The 20,240-nt window shown below is 54.6% G+C and carries 15 protein-coding genes and 2 pseudogenes; 6 read left to right on the plus strand and 11 right to left on the minus strand.

The annotated features are described in order from the left end of the window. Nucleotides 1–91: 91 nt before the first annotated feature. Nucleotides 92–1,201 (plus strand): YcbX family protein, encoded by a 1,110-nt coding sequence (locus AC1M2H_RS18050; RefSeq protein ID WP_480148444.1) that lies wholly within the window; start codon nucleotides 92–94, stop codon nucleotides 1,199–1,201. A 47-nt stretch (nucleotides 1,202–1,248) separates the two neighbouring features. Here AC1M2H_RS18050 and zapC read toward each other — a convergent pair whose 3' ends face one another. Both zapC and pyrD read right to left on the minus strand, forming a co-directional pair. Next, on the minus strand, nucleotides 1,249–1,791 hold the full coding sequence (zapC, locus tag AC1M2H_RS18055) for a cell division protein ZapC (RefSeq protein WP_480148445.1): 543 nt from the start codon (nucleotides 1,789–1,791) through the stop codon (nucleotides 1,249–1,251). A 167-nt stretch (nucleotides 1,792–1,958) separates the two neighbouring features. Continuing rightward, complete coding sequence (pyrD, locus tag AC1M2H_RS18060; RefSeq protein WP_480148446.1) at nucleotides 1,959–2,969, minus strand: quinone-dependent dihydroorotate dehydrogenase; 1,011 nt, start codon at nucleotides 2,967–2,969, stop codon at nucleotides 1,959–1,961. A gap of 252 nt (nucleotides 2,970–3,221) precedes the next feature. Here pyrD and ssuE point away from each other — a divergent pair, with 252 nt between their 5' ends. The 4 genes from ssuE to ssuB all read left to right on the plus strand — a co-directional run bounded on the left by ssuE (nucleotide 3,222) and on the right by ssuB (nucleotide 6,596). After that, nucleotides 3,222–3,797: an NADPH-dependent FMN reductase gene (gene ssuE / locus AC1M2H_RS18065; RefSeq protein WP_480148447.1), complete on the plus strand. Its 576-nt coding sequence runs from the start codon at nucleotides 3,222–3,224 to the stop codon at nucleotides 3,795–3,797. 81 nt (nucleotides 3,798–3,878) lie between these two features. After that, nucleotides 3,879–5,024 carry an FMNH2-dependent alkanesulfonate monooxygenase gene (ssuD, locus tag AC1M2H_RS18070; protein ID WP_480148448.1) on the plus strand — a complete coding sequence of 382 codons (1,146 nt, stop codon included), beginning with the start codon at nucleotides 3,879–3,881 and terminating at the stop codon, nucleotides 5,022–5,024. Nucleotides 5,025–5,034: 10 nt separating this feature from the next. Further along, on the plus strand, nucleotides 5,035–5,826 hold the full coding sequence (gene ssuC, locus AC1M2H_RS18075) for an aliphatic sulfonate ABC transporter permease SsuC (RefSeq protein WP_480148449.1): 792 nt from the start codon (nucleotides 5,035–5,037) through the stop codon (nucleotides 5,824–5,826). Continuing rightward, nucleotides 5,823–6,596, plus strand: a complete 774-nt coding sequence (gene ssuB, locus AC1M2H_RS18080) for an aliphatic sulfonates ABC transporter ATP-binding protein (RefSeq protein ID WP_480148450.1) — start codon at nucleotides 5,823–5,825, stop codon at nucleotides 6,594–6,596. The genes ssuC and ssuB overlap by 4 nt, the downstream gene beginning before the upstream one ends. A gap of 51 nt (nucleotides 6,597–6,647) precedes the next feature. Here the strand turns inward: ssuB and pepN are convergent, their stop codons facing one another. Next, entirely contained in the window at nucleotides 6,648–9,263 is a 2,616-nt protein-coding gene (gene pepN / locus AC1M2H_RS18085) for an aminopeptidase N (protein ID WP_480148451.1), read from the minus strand. 1,002 nt (nucleotides 9,264–10,265) lie between these two features. Here pepN and AC1M2H_RS18090 point away from each other — a divergent pair. Next, complete coding sequence (locus tag AC1M2H_RS18090) at nucleotides 10,266–11,609, plus strand: hypothetical protein (RefSeq protein ID WP_480148452.1); 1,344 nt, start codon at nucleotides 10,266–10,268, stop codon at nucleotides 11,607–11,609. Between the two features lie 126 nt (nucleotides 11,610–11,735). Here the strand turns inward: AC1M2H_RS18090 and AC1M2H_RS18095 are convergent, their stop codons facing one another. The 8 genes and pseudogenes from AC1M2H_RS18095 to AC1M2H_RS18130 all read right to left on the minus strand — a co-directional run bounded on the left by AC1M2H_RS18095 (nucleotide 11,736) and on the right by AC1M2H_RS18130 (nucleotide 20,239). After that, the gene (locus AC1M2H_RS18095) at nucleotides 11,736–12,488 is read right to left on the minus strand and encodes a hypothetical protein (RefSeq protein WP_480148453.1); all 753 of its coding nucleotides are present in this window, start codon (nucleotides 12,486–12,488) and stop codon (nucleotides 11,736–11,738) included. Between the two features lie 3 nt (nucleotides 12,489–12,491). Continuing rightward, nucleotides 12,492–14,225: an SGNH/GDSL hydrolase family protein gene (locus AC1M2H_RS18100; protein WP_480148454.1), complete on the minus strand. Its 1,734-nt coding sequence runs from the start codon at nucleotides 14,223–14,225 to the stop codon at nucleotides 12,492–12,494. Nucleotides 14,226–14,303: 78 nt separating this feature from the next. Continuing rightward, a pseudogene (locus tag AC1M2H_RS18105) lies at nucleotides 14,304–16,412 on the minus strand (host specificity factor TipJ family phage tail protein); the annotation flags it as partial. Nucleotides 16,413–16,449: 37 nt separating this feature from the next. After that, a complete protein-coding gene (gene tnpC, locus AC1M2H_RS18110) occupies nucleotides 16,450–18,042 on the minus strand; it encodes an IS66 family transposase (RefSeq protein WP_480148418.1) in 1,593 nt (530 codons plus the stop codon). A 30-nt stretch (nucleotides 18,043–18,072) separates the two neighbouring features. Beyond that, complete coding sequence (gene tnpB, locus AC1M2H_RS18115; RefSeq protein WP_191939720.1) at nucleotides 18,073–18,423, minus strand: IS66 family insertion sequence element accessory protein TnpB; 351 nt, start codon at nucleotides 18,421–18,423, stop codon at nucleotides 18,073–18,075. Next, nucleotides 18,420–18,833 (minus strand): IS66-like element accessory protein TnpA, encoded by a 414-nt coding sequence (gene tnpA / locus AC1M2H_RS18120; protein WP_480148419.1) that lies wholly within the window; start codon nucleotides 18,831–18,833, stop codon nucleotides 18,420–18,422. Before tnpA ends, tnpB begins: the two co-directional genes overlap by 4 nt. A gap of 87 nt (nucleotides 18,834–18,920) precedes the next feature. Beyond that, nucleotides 18,921–19,862, minus strand: a pseudogene (locus tag AC1M2H_RS18125) (host specificity factor TipJ family phage tail protein); the annotation flags it as partial. After that, nucleotides 19,859–20,239 carry a nitrite transporter gene (locus AC1M2H_RS18130; RefSeq protein WP_480148455.1) on the minus strand — a complete coding sequence of 127 codons (381 nt, stop codon included), beginning with the start codon at nucleotides 20,237–20,239 and terminating at the stop codon, nucleotides 19,859–19,861. The gene AC1M2H_RS18130 and the pseudogene AC1M2H_RS18125, both read right to left, overlap by 4 nt. Between the last annotated feature and the right edge of the window lies 1 nt (nucleotide 20,240).

Here is a 20,240-nt window from a genome sequence, read left to right on the forward strand (position 1 = left end):
CTTTTACTAAAAGAAAATTGGTGCGCATTATAGCCAATATGCGCCCCATGTCATAAAGTTAAAGGCTTATTTTTAAGCCCAGAGACTCCACATGGCAACGCTATCGCGACTTTTTATTCATCCCGTCAAATCGATGCGTGGAATTGGCCTGACGCATGCGTTTGCCGATATCAGCGGCCTGGCCTTCGATCGCCTGTTTATGGTGACGGAAACGGACGGCACCTTTATTACCGCCCGCCAGTTTCCACAGATGGTGAAATTCACCCCCGCTCCGCTGCAGGATGGCGTGCACCTGACCGCCCCTGACGGCAGCAGCGCAATCGTACGCTTCGCGGATTTCGCGCCGCAGGGCGAGCCGACCGAGGTGTGGGGAAACCATTTCACCGCCGTGGTTGCGCCGCCAACGGTTAACCAGTGGCTAAGCGGCTTTTTTAATCGCCAGGTGCAGCTGCGCTGGCTGGGGCCGCAGCTAACCCGCCGCGTTAAGCGCCATGACGCCGTCCCGCTCACCTTTGCCGACGGTTTCCCCTATTTACTCACCAACGAAGCCTCGCTGCGCGATCTGCAGCAGCGCTGCCCGGCCAGCGTACGTATGGAGCAGTTTCGCCCTAACCTTGTGGTCACCGGCGCCGAGGCATGGGAGGAAGATAGCTGGAAGGTGATTCGCATTGGCGAAGTGATTTTTGATGTCGCCAAGCCCTGCAGCCGCTGTATTTTTACCACCGTTAGTCCCGAGCGCGGGCAAAAGCATCCTTCCGGCGAGCCGCTGGCCACGCTGCAGCGTTTTCGCACCGCGCTGGACAATGGCGATGTCGATTTCGGTCAAAACCTGATTGCCCGCAGCAGCGGCGTTATTCGCGTGGGTGACGAAGTCGAGGTGCTGAGCCGCGGCCCGGCAAAGGCCTACGGCGCGGGCGAAAGCAATGATAGCGAACCTTCTGCAGCTCAGCAGAATGCGACGGTGGATATTGAGTGGCAGGGACAGCGTTTTACCGGCAATAACCAGCAGATTTTGCTGGAACAGCTCGAGCAGCAGGGGATCCGCGTGCCCTACTCCTGCCGGGCGGGCATCTGCGGCAGCTGCCGCATTCGGCTTGAGGAGGGTGAAGTCAGCCCGCTGAAGAACGACGCCGTTGCGGCGGATGGCACTATTCTGTGCTGTAGCTGCGTACCAAAAACCGACTTACGCCTGGCGCCCTGAGGTCTTCAGGAGCGCATCGGTCGGCGGGGCCAAAGAGGCTCGCCGGCCTAAACCGCCTCGCCGAGGCTGTAGCTGGAGATACGCGGGGCAGGCTGCAGTCTGTCGTTCATAATTTTAATCACGTCGCCAAGCTGCATCACCCGCCCGGCCAGGGTTAACCCCGGCTGCGCCAGCAGGCACAGCGCGGCATTTTCGCCAGGCTCCACCACCAGCAGATTCACCTGCTGCCCGGTTTCGCTGATCCAGGCGCTGGCGGCATCGCCGCCGCCGGGCTGCCAGCTCTCTTCATGAGTGGTGAAATGCCAGCTTTTCGGCATTTGAGGCTTCAGAAAACGAATGGCGACCAGCGCGTTAAGTACTAATTCCGCGCGCTGCTCTTTCGATAATTCTATATCCCGGCATTTTTCTTCGAAGGAAAAATAAAGAGCGGCGTCGTCAACGCAGAACCCGGATGGCGCGAATGCATCGGGCGTCAGCATCCGGCGCGCAAAGCGCGAGCGGAACAACATACCATTGGCCAAATCGAGCATCATGCGATCGTGCTCTTCATCGTAATACCAACGCCAGTTATCGTCAGGTTTAATCCGCATTTTTCCCCCGTCCTCTTTCACTTCTATCTGTAATGCACGGCATACGGCAACAGAATTATTTCCAAAATTAAGAAAAGACTAAAATGTCTAAATAAGCAACAATGAGGGAATATAAAACAACCAGGGCCGGAAATAAAGCCCTGGGGGTGTTTCAGAGGGGGAAAAGATTAGATATTGGTAACAATTTCTTTAATCAGCGGCGGGCCTTTAAAAATAAAGCCAGAATAAATCTGAACCAGCGTCGCGCCGGCAGCGATTTTTTCCCGGGCTGCAATAGCAGAGTCAATCCCACCTACTCCGATAATTGGCAGACGGCCGTTTAATTCTGTCGCCAGCATGCGGATAATCTCAGTGCTTTTTAATTGCAGAGGACGACCGCTGAGGCCACCGGTTTCATCGCAATATTGCATGCCCTGCACCAGCGATCGATCGAGAGTGGTATTGGTGGCAATGACGCCGTCAATATTATGGCGCACGAGGCTATCGGCTACCTGGATCAATTCCTCAAGAGAAAGATCCGGGGCGATCTTCACGGCCACAGGAACATATTTCTGATGCTTTTGCTGCAGCTCAAGCTGCTTATTTTTAATACCGGAAAGTAAATCATCGAGCGCGTCGCCATATTGTAACGTACGCAGCCCCGGGGTATTCGGCGAGGAGATATTAATGGCGATATAGCCGGCGTAGGGATAGACTTTTTCCATACAAATCAGATAATCATCTTTGCCCTGCTCAACCGGGGTATCCTTATTTTTACCAATATTAATCCCCAGAATACCGTCAAAATGCGCCTTTTTAACGTTCTCGACGAGATTATCAACGCCGAGATTATTAAAGCCCATGCGGTTGATCAACCCTTCTGCCGCCACCAGACGGAAGATCCTCGGCTTATCGTTGCCCGACTGCGCGCGCGGCGTCACGGTACCAATTTCGATGGAACCAAAACCCATTGCCCCGAGCGCATCGATGCACTCGCCGTTTTTATCCAGCCCGGCGGCAAGACCCAGCGGATTTTTAAACGTAAGCCCCATGCAGGTCACCGGTTTAGCCGGCACCTTCTGGCGGATCAGCATTTCAAGCGGCGTTCCCGATACGCGGCGTAATTGTTGGAAGGTTACTTCATGAGCGCGCTCAGGATCGAGCTGAAAAAGAGCTTTACGAACGAAGGGGTAGTACATGAACTCTCCTGGATTCCCGGTGTGCAAACCGGGGGCGTATTATGTTCGATCCTCAGCGGAAAGGGAATTGACCTGCGACAAAAAATAGCCCATCCCACGCAAACGTTTACTTTTCCGCCTTTCTTTATGCAAATTTTGACAAAACAAGGGTGGAAAAATCATTTAGGTAAATAAATCGCCTCTGTCACACTGCCGGTAAATGTTATCAATATTAGATAAATGCAGACATTTGGTTATAAGGAGAGAGAGAACATGCGCGTTATCACACTTGCGGGCAGCCCGCGCTACCCTTCCCGTTCCAGCGCCCTTCTGGAATACGCGAGGGAGACGCTCTCCGCCGCTGATGTTGAAGTTTGCCACTGGCATCTGCAGAATTTTGCCCCGGAAGATCTGCTTTATGCCCGTTTCGATAACCCGGCGCTGCATACCCTCAACGAACAGCTGGCCGGCGCGGACGGGCTGATTATCGCCACGCCGATCTATAAGGCCTCTTTTTCCGGCGCGCTGAAGACGCTGCTCGACCTGCTGCCGGAACGCGCGCTGGAGGGCAAAATCGTTCTGCCCCTGGCGACCGGCGGCACTATCGCCCATATGCTGGCGGTAGATTATGCCCTGAAGCCGGTTCTCAACGCGCTGAAGGCCCAGGAGATCCTCCACGGCGTGTTTGCCGACGATAGCCAGGTGACCGACTATCAGCACAAGCCGCAGTTTACGCCCAACCTGCAGAGTCGCCTCGACCTTGCGCTGGAGACCTTCTGGCAGGCGCTGCATCGGCCAACCAGCCGCGCGCCGGCCCTGAAAACCACCCGCGGAGTCGAACATGCGTAAACTCCTGGCACTCAGCGGGATGCTGATGCTCTCCGCCCCGGGACACGCGGCGCAGCCCGCAGCCCTGCAAGGAGCGAAATCATGAGTCTGAATATGTTCTGGTTTTTACCCACCCACGGTGACGGCCGCTATCTTGGCACCGAACAAGGCGCGCGTCCGGTTGATTACGGCTATCTGCAGCAGATTGCGCAGACCGCCGATCGGCTGGGGTTTACCGGCGTCCTGATCCCCACCGGACGATCGTGCGAGGACGCCTGGCTGGTGGCCGCCTCGATGATCCCGGTGACCCAGCGGCTGAAGTTTCTCGTCGCCCTGCGCCCGAGCGTGGTTTCGCCAACGGTCGCGGCGCGCCAGTCGGCAACCCTGGATCGGCTCTCCAACGGCCGGGCGCTGTTTAACCTGGTGACCGGCAGCGATCCGCAGGAGCTTGCCGGCGACGGCGTGTTCCTCGATCACGCCGAGCGCTACGAAGCCTCGGCGGAATTTACCCATATCTGGCGGCGGCTGATGGAGGGCGAAACCGTGACCTTCAACGGCAAGCACCAGCGCGTGCGCGGCGCGAAGCTGATGTTCCCGCCGCTGCAGCAGCCGCGTCCCCCGCTCTACTTCGGCGGATCCTCTGAGGTGGCGCAGGATCTTGCCGCCGAGCAGGTCGATCTCTATCTGACCTGGGGAGAGCCGCCGGCGCAGGTGGCGGAAAAAATCGCCCAGGTGCGCGAAAAGGCCGCGCTTCACGGGCGTAAGGTTCGCTTCGGCATCCGTCTGCATGTGATTGTGCGTGAAACCAACGCAGAGGCCTGGCAGGCGGCGGAGAGCCTGATTTCCCATCTGGACGATGACACTATCGCCCGGGCGCAGGCCGCCTTTGCGCAAACCGATTCCGTCGGCCAGCACCGCATGGCCGCGCTGCACAACGGCCAGCGCGACAGGCTCGAAATCAGCCCTAACCTGTGGGCCGGCGTCGGGCTGGCGCGCGGTGGCGCCGGAACCGCGCTGGTCGGCGACGCCGCCACGGTTGCCGAACGCATCAACGAATATGCCGCGCTCGGCATCGATAGCTTCGTGCTTTCCGGCTATCCGCATCTCGAAGAAGCCCTGCGCGTCGGCGAGCTGTTGTTCCCGCTGCTGGACGTCAATATTCCGTCAATCCCGCAGCCGCAGCGCCTGCTTCCACAGGGTGAAGCGGTGGCGAATGAATTTATCCCGCGTAAAGCGGCGCAGAGCTAAGGGGCGACATATGGCAACCCCCGGGCAAAAACTGCTGATTCGCCTCGCCCCCTGGTTTTTACCGGTAGGCACCGTCATCGTCTGGCAGCTCGCCTCGTCGGTGGGCTGGCTCTCCACCCGGATCCTGCCTTCGCCGGAAGGCGTGCTGAAGGCCTTCTGGACCCTCTCTGCCAGCGGCGAGCTTTGGCAGCATCTGGCCATCAGCTCGTGGCGCGCGCTGCTGGGTTTCGCGATCGGCGGTTCCATCGGCCTGACGTTAGGCATGATTAGCGGCCTCTCGCGCTGGGGCGAGCGCCTGCTGGATACCTCGATTCAGATGCTGCGCAACGTTCCGCACCTGGCCCTGATTCCGCTGGTGATTTTATGGTTCGGCATCGACGAGAGCGCCAAGATATTTCTCGTTGCGCTGGGCACCATGTTCCCGATGTACATCAACACCTGGCACGGAATTCGTAATATTGACCGCGGGCTGGTCGAGATGGCGCGCAGCTATGGCCTGTCGGGCTTTGCCTTGTTCCGCCACGTCATACTGCCCGGCGCCCTGCCGTCAATCATGGTGGGTATCCGCTTTGCGCTTGGCCTGATGTGGCTAACGCTGATCGTCGCCGAGACCATTTCGGCTAACGCCGGCATCGGCTACCTGGCGATGAACGCCCGCGAATTTTTGCAGACCGACGTGGTGGTCGTGGCCATCATTCTCTACGCCATTCTGGGCAAACTGGCCGACTTCAGCGCGCAGCTGCTGGAGCGCGTCTGGCTGCGCTGGAATCCGGCCTATCATCTTCAGGAGGCTAACGCATGACCACCGCCCGTCTGAACCCTGGGATCCCGCTGTTGCTCAACGGCGTGACCAAACGCTACGGCGAGAATACGATTCTTAACGCGCTTGATTTACACATTCCCAGCGGGCAGTTCGTCGCGGTGGTCGGGCGCAGCGGCGGCGGTAAAAGTACCCTCCTGCGTCTGCTCGCCGGGCTGGAGAAGCCCAACGCCGGCGAGCTGCTGGCGGGCTCGACGCCGCTGGCGCAGGTCCAGGACGACACCCGCATGATGTTTCAGGATTCGCGCCTGCTGCCGTGGAAAACGGTGATCGATAACGTCGGCCTCGGGCTGAAGGGCTCGTGGCGGGAGGCGGCCCTGCAGGCGTTGGCCAGCGTCGGCCTCGAAAATCGCGCCAACGAGTGGCCGGCGGCGCTTTCCGGCGGACAAAAGCAGCGCGTGGCGCTGGCCCGGGCGCTGATCCATCGCCCCGGCCTGCTGCTGCTTGACGAGCCGCTGGGCGCGCTGGACGCCCTCACCCGCCTCGAAATGCAGGATTTAATCGTCTCGCTCTGGCAGGAACATGGTTTCACCGTACTGCTGGTGACTCACGACGTGAGCGAAGCGGTGGCGATGGCAGATCGGGTGCTGCTGATTGAAGAGGGCAAGATTGGGCTGGACGTCGCGGTGGATATTACGCGCCCGCGGCACACCGGATCGGCGCGCATGGCGGAGCTGGAGGCGGAAGTGCTCAACAGGGTAATGAAGCGCGGCAGGCACGAAGCCTCACCGCGCCTGTTTAGTCACGGCTAAACGGCTCCCGGAGCGCGACGCTGCCGCCGCAATCCGGGAGCGCAATGCCCTTTACGCCAGCGCTTTACTGATTTTCTCGAACAGATCGCCGGAGAGATTCTCCAGACCTTTCAGCTGCTCCAGCGCCGCGCGCATCAGCGCCTGGCGTTTGGCATCATAACGCTTCAGACGAATCAACGGCTCAATCAGACGCGACGCCACCTGCGGGTTGCGGCTGTTGAGTTCGGTCAGCATCTCCACCAGGAACCGGTAGCCGCTGCCGTCTTCGGCGTGGAAGTCCGCCGGGTTGCTGCCGGCAAAGGCGCCAATCAGCGAGCGGACGCGGTTCGGGTTGCTCATACTAAACGAACGGTGGTTCAGCAGCGCGCGTACCGTCTCCAGCGCGTTATCCGCCGGGCTGGTAGCCTGCAGAATCAGCCATTTGTCCATCACCAGGCCGTCCTGATGCCACTTATCGTCATACTCCTGCATCAGCGCATCGCGGCACGGCAGCTGCGCCGCCACCGCCGCCGACAGGGCCGCCAGCGCGTCGGTCATGTTGTCGGCCTGACGATACTGGGCAACCACCAGCTTATCCGCCAGATCAACGTCGCCAAACGCCAGATAGCGCAGGCAGGTATTGCGCAGCGAACGCTTGCCAATATCGGCATGCTCTACGCGATAGCCGTCGAGCTTATTGGCGTTGTAAATAGCGAGGAATTCGTCCGCCAGCTCTTTCGCCAGCGTGCGGGTGTGCGCTTCGCGCACCGCCGCAATGGCAAGCGGATCGATAATCGCAAACAGCTCGGCGATTTCACTGGCGGACGGCAGCGTCAGGATCTCTGCCGCCAGCGCCGGATCGATCTTCTCATCCAGCAGGATCGCGCGGAACGCATCGGCGACGTGAACCGGCAGCGACAGGGGCTGACCCTGCTGATGGCGGTTGACGTTAAGCTTGATGTAGGTCGCCAGCAGGCTCTGCGCCGCATCCCAGCGGGAGAAGTCGTTGCGCGCGTGGCGCATCAGGAACGTCAGCTGCTGATCGCTCCACTTATATTCCAGCTTCACCGGCGCGGAAAATTCGCACAGCAGCGCCGGAACCGGCTGGAAGTAGACGTTATCGAAGACAAAGGTCTGCTCGGCCTGGGTGACGTTCAGGACGTGGTGTACCGGGTGACCGCCCTTCTGCAGCGGGATCGCCTTGCCTTCATTATCATATAGCTCGATATCGAACGGAATATGCAGCGGCTGTTTTTCCGCCTGCTCGGAAGTCGGCGGCGTGCGCTGGCTGATGGTCAGACGATACTGCTCGGTTTCCGGATTATAGTCATCATGCACGCTCACTACCGGCGTACCGGACTGGCTGTACCAGCGGCGGAAGTGCGACAGGTCAACGTTGGACGCGTCTTCCATCGCCTGAACGAAATCGTCGCAGGTGGCGGCGCTGCCGTCGTGACGCTCGAAGTACAGCTGCATGCCTTTCTGGAAGTTTTCCTCACCCAGCAGGGTATGCAGCATGCGGATCACTTCCGCACCCTTTTCATATACCGTCAGGGTGTAGAAGTTGTTCATCTCGATAACCTTATCCGGACGAATCGGATGGGCCATCGGGCTGGCGTCTTCGGCAAACTGCAGCCCGCGCATGGTGCGGACGTTGTTGATGCGGTTCACCGCGCGCGAGCCCAGGTCGGAGCTGAACTCCTGATCGCGGAACACGGTCAGGCCTTCTTTCAGGCTCAGCTGGAACCAGTCGCGGCAGGTCACGCGGTTGCCGGTCCAGTTGTGGAAATATTCGTGGCCAATCACGCGTTCGATATCGAGGTAATCTTTATCGGTGGCGGTATCGGTGCGCGCCAGCACGTATTTGGAGTTAAAGACGTTCAGCCCCTTGTTCTCCATCGCGCCCATATTAAAGAAGTCGACGGCGACAATCATATAGATGTCAAGATCGTACTCGAGGCCGAAACGGGTTTCGTCCCATTTCATCGAGTTTTTCAGCGACGTCATCGCCCAGGGCGCGCGGTCAAGGTTGCCGCGATCGACGAACAGCTCCAGCGCCACTTCGCGTCCGGAACGGGTGGTGAAGGTATCGCGCAGGACGTCGAAATCACCGGCCACCAGCGCGAATAAGTAGCACGGTTTCGGGAACGGGTCCTGCCACTGCGTCCAGTGACGGCCGTTTTCCAGATCGCCCTGCGCCACGCGGTTGCCGTTAGAGAGCAGATACGGGTATTTCGCCTTATCGGCGATAACTTTGGTGGTGAAGCGCGCCAGAACGTCCGGGCGGTCGAGATACCAGGTGATATGACGGAAACCTTCCGCTTCACACTGCGTGCACAGGGCTTCGCCTGACTGATACAGCCCTTCGAGCGCGGTATTGGCCGCCGGGCTGATTTCATTGACGATAGTCAGGGTGAAATGTTCCGGTAATCCGCCAATAACCAGCTGGTTATTTTCTTCTCTATAGTCGCTCCACGGCTGACCGTTAACCTGCAGAGAGACCAACGTCAGGTCTTCGCCATCCAGACGCAATGGCACATCAGACGCAGCCGCGTGACGGGAGACTTTACTCTCGGCCGTAACAACGGTTTTCGCGGCATCCAGGTCAAAGGTCAAATCGATATCGCTAATCAGATAGTCCGGCGCACGATAGTCGTGGCGGTATTTGGCTTGGGGCTGTTGTGTCATAAAACACCTTTAGCATGTTCCATAAAGTGTCAAACCCAGTCTATTCCTGTTGTGATGTTCTCGCTATGCAGAATCTTCATCTTTTCAACGTCAAACACGAAAATCGCTACATTTTGATAATATAAGAGCGTAGTTTCTATTAACATCCAAGGTCGCCCAAGAGCGCATTCACAAACAACAGGTTATGGCCTTGATGGATACATGGTTACTAAGTTCGCCCATGTTCACACTCATTTTATGCCCCATCCATGCCCCATCATCAAATCGTGCAGTCGTCCCGACGCAGATTGTTGACGGTGAACGTGACGACACCGAACACCTCTACTCCATCACCCTCGATCGCCTTATCGTCTCAACTTGCCCGCCCTTGAGCTCTGCTTTCGTTGTCTGTCTGGGAACATTAGAATAATTAATGAGTCATTAATCACACTTCAGGTGTAAATTAGTGGATATTATTACTGTTTACATGGATTAACTGACAGTGAAAGGTTTTCTGGTTCTTCCCTTGTTGCTGATTTTCTTGATATTAATTTTTAACGCCTTCATCAAAACACCTTCAGTAGAGGTCGTCAGAAAAAAATGTATGTGGTTTGACGGTGTAATGCTTTCGTGTATGAAAAACTACAAACTGGATGAAGACCGGTAAATCTAACCACAGGTTAGGCTCCAGGTACTGTGTGTAGCATATTTGATTGTCGAGACTACTCTGAAAGATGCCAGGGAGACGGCTGACGACTGGTTTGTACGCTGATCCTTATGTAGACTCCGTGTCGGCTGGTTATTTATCAATATTCGCACTATCGAAAAATCTTCAGCCTAGTCCCCGCCCGTCAGCTCTTGCATACGGCTGTCGGGCGGGGTTTTACTACACTTAGATTGCATGGCTGTATTTCGGAACAGTCAATGCTGGCACTAACTATTAATGCCCCAATCCGCCCGTAATCTCTGTTTCTACGCTATAACTAAATTCAATCTAAACCAGAGACATGAGAGAGATGTGAAATGAGTGATATTTCTTCGGACGACGATTTACGGGCAGACCTTGCATCTAGCGAAGATGGTCTTGGTGCAGATTTAGTTTCTGCTAATGTACACCACACTGTTCGCGACAGTATTAAGCGAACAAAAACCTATTCAGATTACGGAAAAGAGTTGCCGATTGATGGCTACGACATGGATTTCTACACAAAAGTATTTACAGATAAGCCTGCTGATAATGACCTTTATCTTCCCGCAAAACTGAATATTTCCTCCGATTTATATGGCACTTCAAATAATGCAGCCTTACTAAATTTGCTTGGCAATAATAATAATTCATTCAGGTCCCAGATTGTCAGTGGCAACACCTCTGTAATGTCTGGCTATGCAATGGTAGAGGACCTGCTTGTTTATGGCGGTATCATTGGTAAGTCATCTGTAACTACATCATCTCCGTCATACACTGAAAAAACAATAACCATCAATGATGATGCAGATATTTCTAAGATTAAAGTTGATAGTGTTATAAAAACATCTGATGGATACTGGGGAAAGGTCACCAGTATCTCGAATAAAACACTCAGTGTAGATTTTTGGTATAAATCAAAAGTTGCTGGGGTCCCTGCCGGGACCACTGCTGAGCTGAATAGAATTGATAAAACATACTTTTCTAACTTGGTGATGTGGATCCCATCAACGTATACAGGAACCAAAGTGGTCGGTGCGGAATGGGACTATATGATTGCCAGCTCAGCAATCACCGAAAAGAACGGTCTGGATCAAGTGCTGCACTCATCCAGCACTTACGGAATGGATACTGCTCTTCGGGTGAGAAGCGCGGCAGATGGTTTAGGCTGGTCATCAGGTATGCGCCTAGAGGATATCACTTATGCCGGAATATACATTGCGAATGGTTCTGCGGGTGTTAACGCATCCCTTGGCTCATTTGTTGACGCCTCATCAAATGTTACCGGCATACGGTTTCAGGGACAAAACTCCAGATACTCAATACTATGGAGATATCCCGGCACCGATATATATCCCGCAGCATTAAACCCTAATGGATTCAAGATTAAAGGGGGTTCAGTTATCAGTCAAGCCGTCTCAGGAGCTACTTTAACTTTAGATTATGCATCTTATTTCATTAACAATAACACATCAGAATTTATCATTATTCTACCAACTACAAACCTTACTGCAGGACAGGAGATCGATTTCGAAATATTCGGAATGAAAACCATCACGGTGAAATCTAACAATTTATCTGTGAATGTAAATGATGAAACTTCATATTCACTCACTCCGGCTAAAAATTACTCCCTCGCACGAGCACGATGGAGTGGTTCTGGATGGTATTTTTTCTCGTGAAATGATTGACAGAGCATGCTAGCCTCCTTATTAATACTGGTTGTGAATACAGTGGTTTCATCAAAGAGGCAGATCAAGCTCGGTTGCGCCTGTCAATTTTTGTGACAGGCGCTATGATGCTGCTGATTATTTAGCAAGGAGATATTGCTGAACGGCGATATGCTCAGCTGTAGATAAAGCTCCATTAATCAGGATGACTGAGCGGACATCACTGCTTAATGATGTTGCGTTGTTGTCTTGTTTTCTTCCAATGAGTACATTTTTAGTTCCAGCTGCACGCTCTCCGCCCAGACCTACAGCAGTAGAATCATATTGCTGAGTATCCGGGTTATAGACGACAACAGTCACCGTACCATTGCGGATGAAGGCTGTAAAAGCACAGTAATCGCCAACCGCGATTGATGACGGGAAATCAACATCAGCAATAGTCGTCTGAGCAACCCCGGAATTTTGTGCAGCAGCTCGTAGTTGTCCGGCGGCGCTAACCCCAACAGCAAAACCGATTCCGTCTGAACCGGAACCGGTGAAATCGCTGATAAAATACAGACTACCGGATGGTACCGCTGGACGTTTAAAACACCCGCCAACGGTGAGCTGCAATGCGGCTTTTTCATTCGTATCAAGATAATTATCAGCACTCACGGAAACATAGCCTTTGCTGCTGGCCAGTGAACCAGTTATCTTTGCTGGATTTTCGGGATTAAAGCTATTGTTCGCGACATCTGTTACATCCTGACCAAAGTAGTACCCAGCATAGGGCGTTGCAGTACTTAAACCAGGAAAATCCTTAAACCAGTTTTTCACTGTAAAATCAGCCAGCGTTTTCATACCAGAAATAACCGGCAATTTCCCGTCGATATAGATAGAAGTGATTGACATCAGTTATTCCTCAAAAAAGTTTTTTTTTATGCTTTTGGTCAAAACGAAAGCGCCAAGATTGCTCAGGTGCAAAGTGTCTTCCCACGCCCCATTAGAATTGCTGTAGGTTTTGGGGAAAATTTTATAGCCACTGATATAGCTGCAGTTCGTTTCAATGGCGATATCGCGCATTTCATTATCATAGTCAGACAGAGCAGGAACCCCTGTCGCATTTGATTGCGCTGGAGATATCAGGCAGATACATACGCCTGGGATTGCTTGCTGATACTGCGTAATGATCTCCGTGATACCTTCGCGATACTGGTCCAGTCCCTTGCTCTTCCTGAAGTCATTTGTCCCGAGGATAATGAATAACAGATCGATATCCAGATACTGAGCGGTAGGCTTTATCCAGTTTGACCAGTTAAGGTAATCGCCTGCTGTTGAAGCGCCGTTCCCCATGCGAGAAATTGTCACCCCGGAAGCCACTCCGGAATCCTTACCATACATACCAAAGATTGAAACTAACCCGTTACCTACGGTGGTGATCATGACTGTGTGGGCTGCTGAGGTCAGGCCTGATAAATCATATTTTTTACCCTGCCCGGTATTGGTACCGGCAATCGTTGCCACTGTAGTGCCGTCAACAATCAGGTTAAAGCTGCCGGTGCCATCGTAATAAAAAAGTGAAAGTTCGGTAGCCTTCACGCCTGACCAGGTCATTGTGGCCACAGAACCGGTGTTATACATCGCGTTTCCGTCCGGACCACAACCATATGCCGGCGGAGCGTTATTGTGCTCGTTGTCACCATCATAAATTGTGAAGCCGGTAGAGGAGAGCGTAATCCCGGCCATCACGGCATCGGGACGCGTAGATACGCTAATCCAGCCAGGGTCTTTATACGCCCCACCCAACATACTGATTAGTGATTTAGGAATGGTGTTTTTTTCTGTCCAGGAGTCACCAGTGAAAGCCACGTTAACGCTCGGTGCTTCGGAATTAAAGACCTGGCCTTTCTTGAAAAGGAATTTAAAAATATCCCCTTCAATATATTTTGAGTCCGCTCCGCCGGCTGCACTAATGATTGCCTGAAGAGTTGGCCCGAACCCTGCGGCGTCTATTCTTCCATTATCCAACCAGAAGGGAACATTGCCATCTTCGTCATAAATCAAGGGGAAATATGATGTGTTGTAATCGAGTTTGTTGATCATTTTACTAACCAGTAGGTTAGGTATTGATGCTACGGCTTCTTTGAGTTGAGGCCCGAACCCTGCGGCGTCCAACAGACTGTTAACCAACCACAAAGGAACGTAGCCATCTTTGTCGTGAAATAATGGGATCATTTCTGGAAGGTAGTCTCCGGGAGTGAGTCTGGCATCTATTTTATTATCTACTGTTAAATCCGATGGCATCTGGCGCCCGGTAGCTTCCAGCGTACCAGCGTTGTTGATGTACTCGTCAGCCAGCGAACTCCCGTCTGCGCTGCGCACATACGTGGTAGAGCCCTCCGGGATATTCGCAATATCAGCCTGCGCCTCTGCCAGCGTCATGTACTGCTTGCTCAAGGGGACCAGGTTCTGGCGGGTTTCATCCACCAGTGCAGCGTTGTCTTCTTGCATTTTCCGCCAGGAGTCCAGTGGTTCACCTGCACGATCGGGAACAGTAGCCGCAGGCCCGTTCGCCAGTTCATCCAGGCGCGCGGCATTACCGAGCAGCACCTCCGGGGAAGTGCTCCCGAGCGGGGGAGTAAAAGCCATGTTTTTTGCTCCAAAAAATAGCGTTCGCGCAAACGAGGGTTTGTGCGAAAGAAATGTTGAAAGGGGTTTTAGTGGGTGTTACGCGACGTCGCCGAGGTAGATGGCGTTGTCATATTGATAGAAAATCTCGGAATACTGCCTGGCAGTTATCGCGCAGGTGCCGTCTGCCGGTGAACCTATTTCGTCAAAAATTGCGTCGTAATAACTGCGCGTGGAGCTACAGAAAATAAGCCGCGGTGGTTCGATGCACTGATCGTCAAGGAAGATATCGTCAAAGGCCGGCTGCCACGGTACCGTAAGCTCGTAATCCCCTACCCGCGTGGCCACCAGCAAAGCAGAGGCAGAACCATCCTGGTAACGCAAAATCGCCCGCGGATTTTCAAATGACCAGTCGAGCGGCTCCGTCACCAAAAACGTGGTCTGCCCGCCCTCGGTTGTCATATCTACGACAAGGGAGCTCACTGTTTTATTGCCAGGGATATCATCGGTCAGCAGTATGCGGTCGCCAAACTGGTATACCAACGCATCAAGCTCCGTGCTCGTTGTGTGGCCAAGTCGCTGATGCAGATATTTCATCAGGCGACGCATACCGATACGATAAGCACGATCCGGGTCCAGGACACCATCAAGCGTATATTTCTCCACTTTCAGTGGCGTTGGGTTGTCCGGTGTCCGGCATTGCACCGTTTCCTCCGCCCAGGTCGTCCCGTTGATGTATGTCACATCGACGCCATCGTAATCATCAGCCGAAGGCGCGGAGAATGACGTTTGTAACTCCTCCGTCATTTCATGAGGGCTGATAATGCCGGACCAGTTTTTAACCCCCTCCCGACCAACCGATGCCAGCCCGTCGCTGAGCAGGAAATACGATTTCCCCGCATTGGTGATTTTCTGCAACATTTCAAGCGCCGAAATGCTGTCGCCGGTGGCGTAATCAAAATACTCGCTGCCTGGCGTCCAGTACGTGGATTCCAGAACATTGATAGCCTCGGTATCCATTGTCAGCCCCAGCGAATTACCGACGTGATACAGCGCGCCTGAAATACTGCGTGCTGCACCAGTTTCATAAATGCGCGTACCAACAACGTTCACCCGGCGATCTGACTGTGCCGCCAGTTTTCCGCCTGTCTCGACCGTTGCCCCCATGAGGGTCACGCCAGCATAAGACGATGGACGCGCCAACAATCGGCCCCGTAGCGCCTGCCAGTACATAGAATCTCGGGCGTTGTTACTCCCCTGCTCATTCTGGCGCCGCATGCGCACCTCAACCAGCGCGGGTGCAGACAGCGTTATGCGATGCGTGTATCCCAGCGCATTAACGTTTTTCTCAGCGTACGGGAATGATAGTGTTTGCCACCCGCCGCCGGTTCCGTATGCCCGATATTGAACATCGATACCGGTGTGCCTAATTCGCTTCTTGCCTTTACTGTCAAACCCGCAAAGCCCGCTCGGGAACGAAACGTTCAATTCGAATGCGTCAACGACCTCATTTTCAGGGCAGGCCAGGAATGGACCCATCCACGTATCATTGTCGTTTATACCGGTGGCCTGGTAGTCGATCATCGTGCGCGGAGAAAATCCCAGCCATGAGGGATCGATAACGCCGTCAATCAGCCGCTGAACAGTTGCGGTCGTGCCGCCAGCATCCGCAATACGGTACTCGTTACCGCGGTGAGACAACGACAACCGTTGTGTTCCCTCCGGTATCCCGGAAAATGCCGCTCCGGCTGCACTGCCGTAAGCCAGCGTGACGTTAGCAGTAAGTGCCGGGCTCCCGCCGCTGGACGCGGTACCGGACGTGAATACAGGACCATCGCCAAAAACGGTTACCGGCAACGATGATGAGGTAATGTTTCCGCCGAGCCAGGGGCTCGATGTCTCAGCAATCAGCACAACACCGCCGCCATCCTGAGCCAGTAATCCTGACCCCGTCAGGCCCTCATTTATCACCGCCAGCAGACCGGACATATTCATATAGTCTGCAACGAGGGAAATGGTGTATACGTGTCCCTGCCAGGTGATCGTGAACGTCTGCCCGGTACCGGAGTAATCATATGTTGATGGGGAGGCGTTTGCTTTCAGACTGGCAGCATTTCCACCCGTCCCCGGTATCGCGTCCTGTTTTGCCGTATACGTGGCAATGACCAGCTCATATTCAGTGCCGTTAATTTCCAGGGTAACCGGCATGTGGGATGTAAGCGTTCAGCGAGTGCCGTATTGACGGCTATTTATTGGTGAGATCCACGTTCCAGGGCAGAAGTTCAGCCACTTTGTTGCTGGGCCACTCCGGCAGAACGCTCAGGATATGGCGTAGGTAAGCCTCCGGGTCGATGCCATTCAGCCTGCACGTACCGATCAGACCGTACAGCAGGGCTCCACGCTCACCACCGTGATCGCTCCCGAAGAAGATATAATTTTTCTTGCCAAGGCAGACAGCTCGCAGCGCGCGTTCTGCCACGTTGTTATCAGGCTCTGCCAGGCCATCATCGCAGTAGTAGCACAGCGCATCCCACTGGTTCAGGGCATATGCGAACGCCTCCCCCAGCCGGGATTTTTTCGACAGCGTTGCGCTTTTCTCCTCCAACCACACATGCAGGGATGCCAGCAGCGGCTTACTCCGGGACTGCCTGGCTGCCAGCCGCTCAGTTGCCGGGAGGCCGCGTATTTCCTCTTCTACCGCGTACAGTTCACCGATACGTTTCAGGGCTTCCTCTGCTGTGACCGTCTGAGTACTTATATAGACGTCGTGGATTTTTCGGCGCGCGTGAGCCCAGCAGGCTGCTTCTGTTAGCGGGCCGCCGTCACGCTCTGCACTGAACAACCTGTCGTAACCAGCGAAGGCATCGGCCTGCAGAACGCCATGGTAATGGCGAAGATGTTGTTGAGGATGTTTCCCCTGCCGATCCGGCGAGAAGGCGAACCACGCTGCGGGCGGGTCTGACGACCCCGCGTTCCGGTCATTGCGAACGTACGTCCAGATGCGCCCGGTTTTCGTCTTCTTTCTGCCCGGTGCCAGTACCGGCACCGGAGTGTCATCCGTATGCAGTTTGCGGCAGTCCATCACGTAGCGGTAAAGAGCCTCATCCAGCGGGACCATCAACCGGCAACAGGCATCCACCCAGTTGGAGAGCAGAGCCCGGCTCAGATCCACGCCCTGACGGGCAAAGATTTCGCACTGGCGATATAGCGGCAGGTGTTCACAGTATTTGGCCGTTAACACCCGGGCCAGCAGACCCGGACCGGCGATACCCCGATCGATAGGGCGTGATGGCGCAGGCGCTTCAACGATGCAGTCGCATCGGGTGCAGGCCTTTTTCACCCTGACCGTGCGGATCACTTTCAGAGCGCTGGAGACCAGCTCCAGTTGCTCTGCGCTGACTTCTCTGAGGTATGCCATATCGCTGCCGCAGTCCGGACAGCAGGTTTCGGCGGGCTCCAGCCTGTTTATTTCGCGTGGAAGATGGTCAGGCAGAGGACGGCGATGGCGCGACTGTCGAAGCTGACGCGGAACCTGCTGATCGTTATCCCGGCCGTTGTAACGATCGCTTTGCTGCTCCTGCTGTTTCAGCAGGGCTTCGGCGTCTTCAACCTGTCGGCGAAGTTTTTCGGAGCGGGTACCGAACAGCATCCGCCGTAGTTTTTCTATCTGTGCCCGCAGATGCTCTATTTCGCGCTCTTCGTTCTCTATTTTCTCTTCTGCGCGGGCCAGCGCAGAACGCAGGAACGACTCAGTCTCTGCAACGAGGCTGAGCCGACTGTCTTTCTGGCGAAGCGCGTCTTCCAGCGCGGCGATACGGGCGATATAGTCCTGACTCATGACCTCATTTATAATGCGGTCATGCTCTTTTTACAACATTGTCAGTGAGTTAAGTCGGGCTGTTTTTGGCTGACGCCAGTCCAGCTTATCGAGGAGCATGGCGAGTTGTGAGCGGGTGATGGCGATTTTACCCTCGCGTACAGCAGGCCAGATGAACTGGCCTTCCTCCAGCCGTTTGGTAAACAGGCACAGACCGTCAGCATCAGCCCAGAGGATCTTCACGGTGTCACCTTTGCGGCCACGGAAGATAAACAGGTGCCCGGAGAACGGATTTTCATCAAGTGCATGCTGTACCAGCTCGCCCAGTCCATTGAACGATTTACGCATATCCGTGACGCCAGCAACCAGCCAGATACGGGTGCCTGACGGGAGGGATATCATTGGCTTCTCCCGGTCAGCTCGCGGAGCAGCACGGCCAGCAACTCCGGTGACGGGTTCTCAAGCGTCATTTTGCCGTGGCGGAACTCGACGCAACAGGAGGAGGCGTTCAGCGCTGAGAACTGAGCTGGCTCAGTGTTCATCCTGCCAGATGGAGTCGGATCAGGTACAACCTCAACAGGTAGTATCGTTGGTAGTGATGAAGTCACTACGGTAGCCGGAAGGCGGCGCGATATGCGGCCTTCATTCTGCCAGAGCCGCAGCCATTTGAAGATGACGTTATCATTAACGCCGTTTTCACGGGCAATCTGAGCAACGCAGGCGCCGGGACGGGAAGCCAGTTCAACCATACGGAGCTTGAAGTCATTCGAATAATTCTTGCGGGGTTCTTTTCGCCAGTATTGGGATTCCATACTTAGATGTCCGTCTGTAACAAGTGGGCGTCTAAGTTACCAGTACTGGTTTAATGGCTACATACGGCACTGGGTTTACGCTTACTGTGGGATAATTTCACCCAGCGAATTACTGGACAGAACGCTATAACCCGACGAGGTTGAAACGAGAAAATTCATCGGGGCGACGATCGTGACAATGGCACCCTCAACCCACGACTCAGGAAGCGCATTGCCAGCGTCGTCATCATCGTTGCCGTCATCCAGCCCGTTAAACGTCACCGACGCGCCAGAAACTGTCATGCTATCGGCGTTGATGTCCGTCGAATCTGGTGAAGTCTGGGCCATATCAAGCCCGCTACCGCTGGACGTGCCGCCGACTTCAGTGGAGTTAAACCAGTTTTCACTTCGATGATCTCCCGACACATCCGCGCCAGGCGAGAAAACGTTATAGGAGAATTTAGTCCCAAGGGAGGTTGCAGGGCTTGAGCCAACGCGAATATCGCCGTTTGTAAACGCGATATCCCCAACACCCACACAAATCAGCATTTCGACGATCATGCGGGTCGGGTCATCCGGGTCAAACCTCGTTACAGGCTGCACCACATAATCAGGGTAAATGCGATAGCGGCCAAACAGCTCGCGAATGGGATCGCCGAGTTTGGCTGTGTTTGCCTTTGCAGGGTTTAAATCAAGCCCCAGGCCATTTGTAGATGAATAACCTCCCCCCTTATCCATCGTGGACATCATGTAAATGGAATAGGCAGCAGAAGCAACCGCGACGGCTATCGCTGCCCAGGCAGCAATTTCAAGGCCAGTACCGTAGGGAACGGGAAACATTTTAATGTCGTTTTCTGGCTTTAACAGGCACAAGGGCCACTCATTTGGAGGGAGGGGCTTACCATTTAATTCAACGGCAATCGGATGTTTGGTTGCCGTCGAGTAGTCTTTGACGTTTTTTAACATCCAGTCGTGAAAAGTCAGGGTGCCGTGTTCGTGCCGTTCCAGCGGCTCGCCCGGCAGCCGGGAGGGATATATACGGATCGTCATCGCCAGAACTCCACCTTGATAAACCGGCGCTTAAAACGCCATACGGGCATAAACGTTACGTTTGAACCGGGATTGCATTCGGCGACCTGCAGCTGATTGTCCAGCATCACCACAACTCCTACGTGGGTCACGATGGAGCCGGAATAACAAGCCACTCCTGCGCCCTCACAAGGTTCGCAACGCTCAAGGCGCAGCATCAGTTTTCTCGCCTCGCGGTCGAGGCCACCGCCATCTTTCGTCACACCGGCAAAATCTGGCCATTCAGGTAATCCGAGATCCTGCCGGATATCATTCACGATGCCAAAGCAGTCGAGCTGCGGGTACACTCTGCCGCCCTTCAGCCAGGTGACTGAACGGTATTTGTCAGGGTTGAACATT

Source organism: Klebsiella sp. F11 (assembly GCF_056712265.1).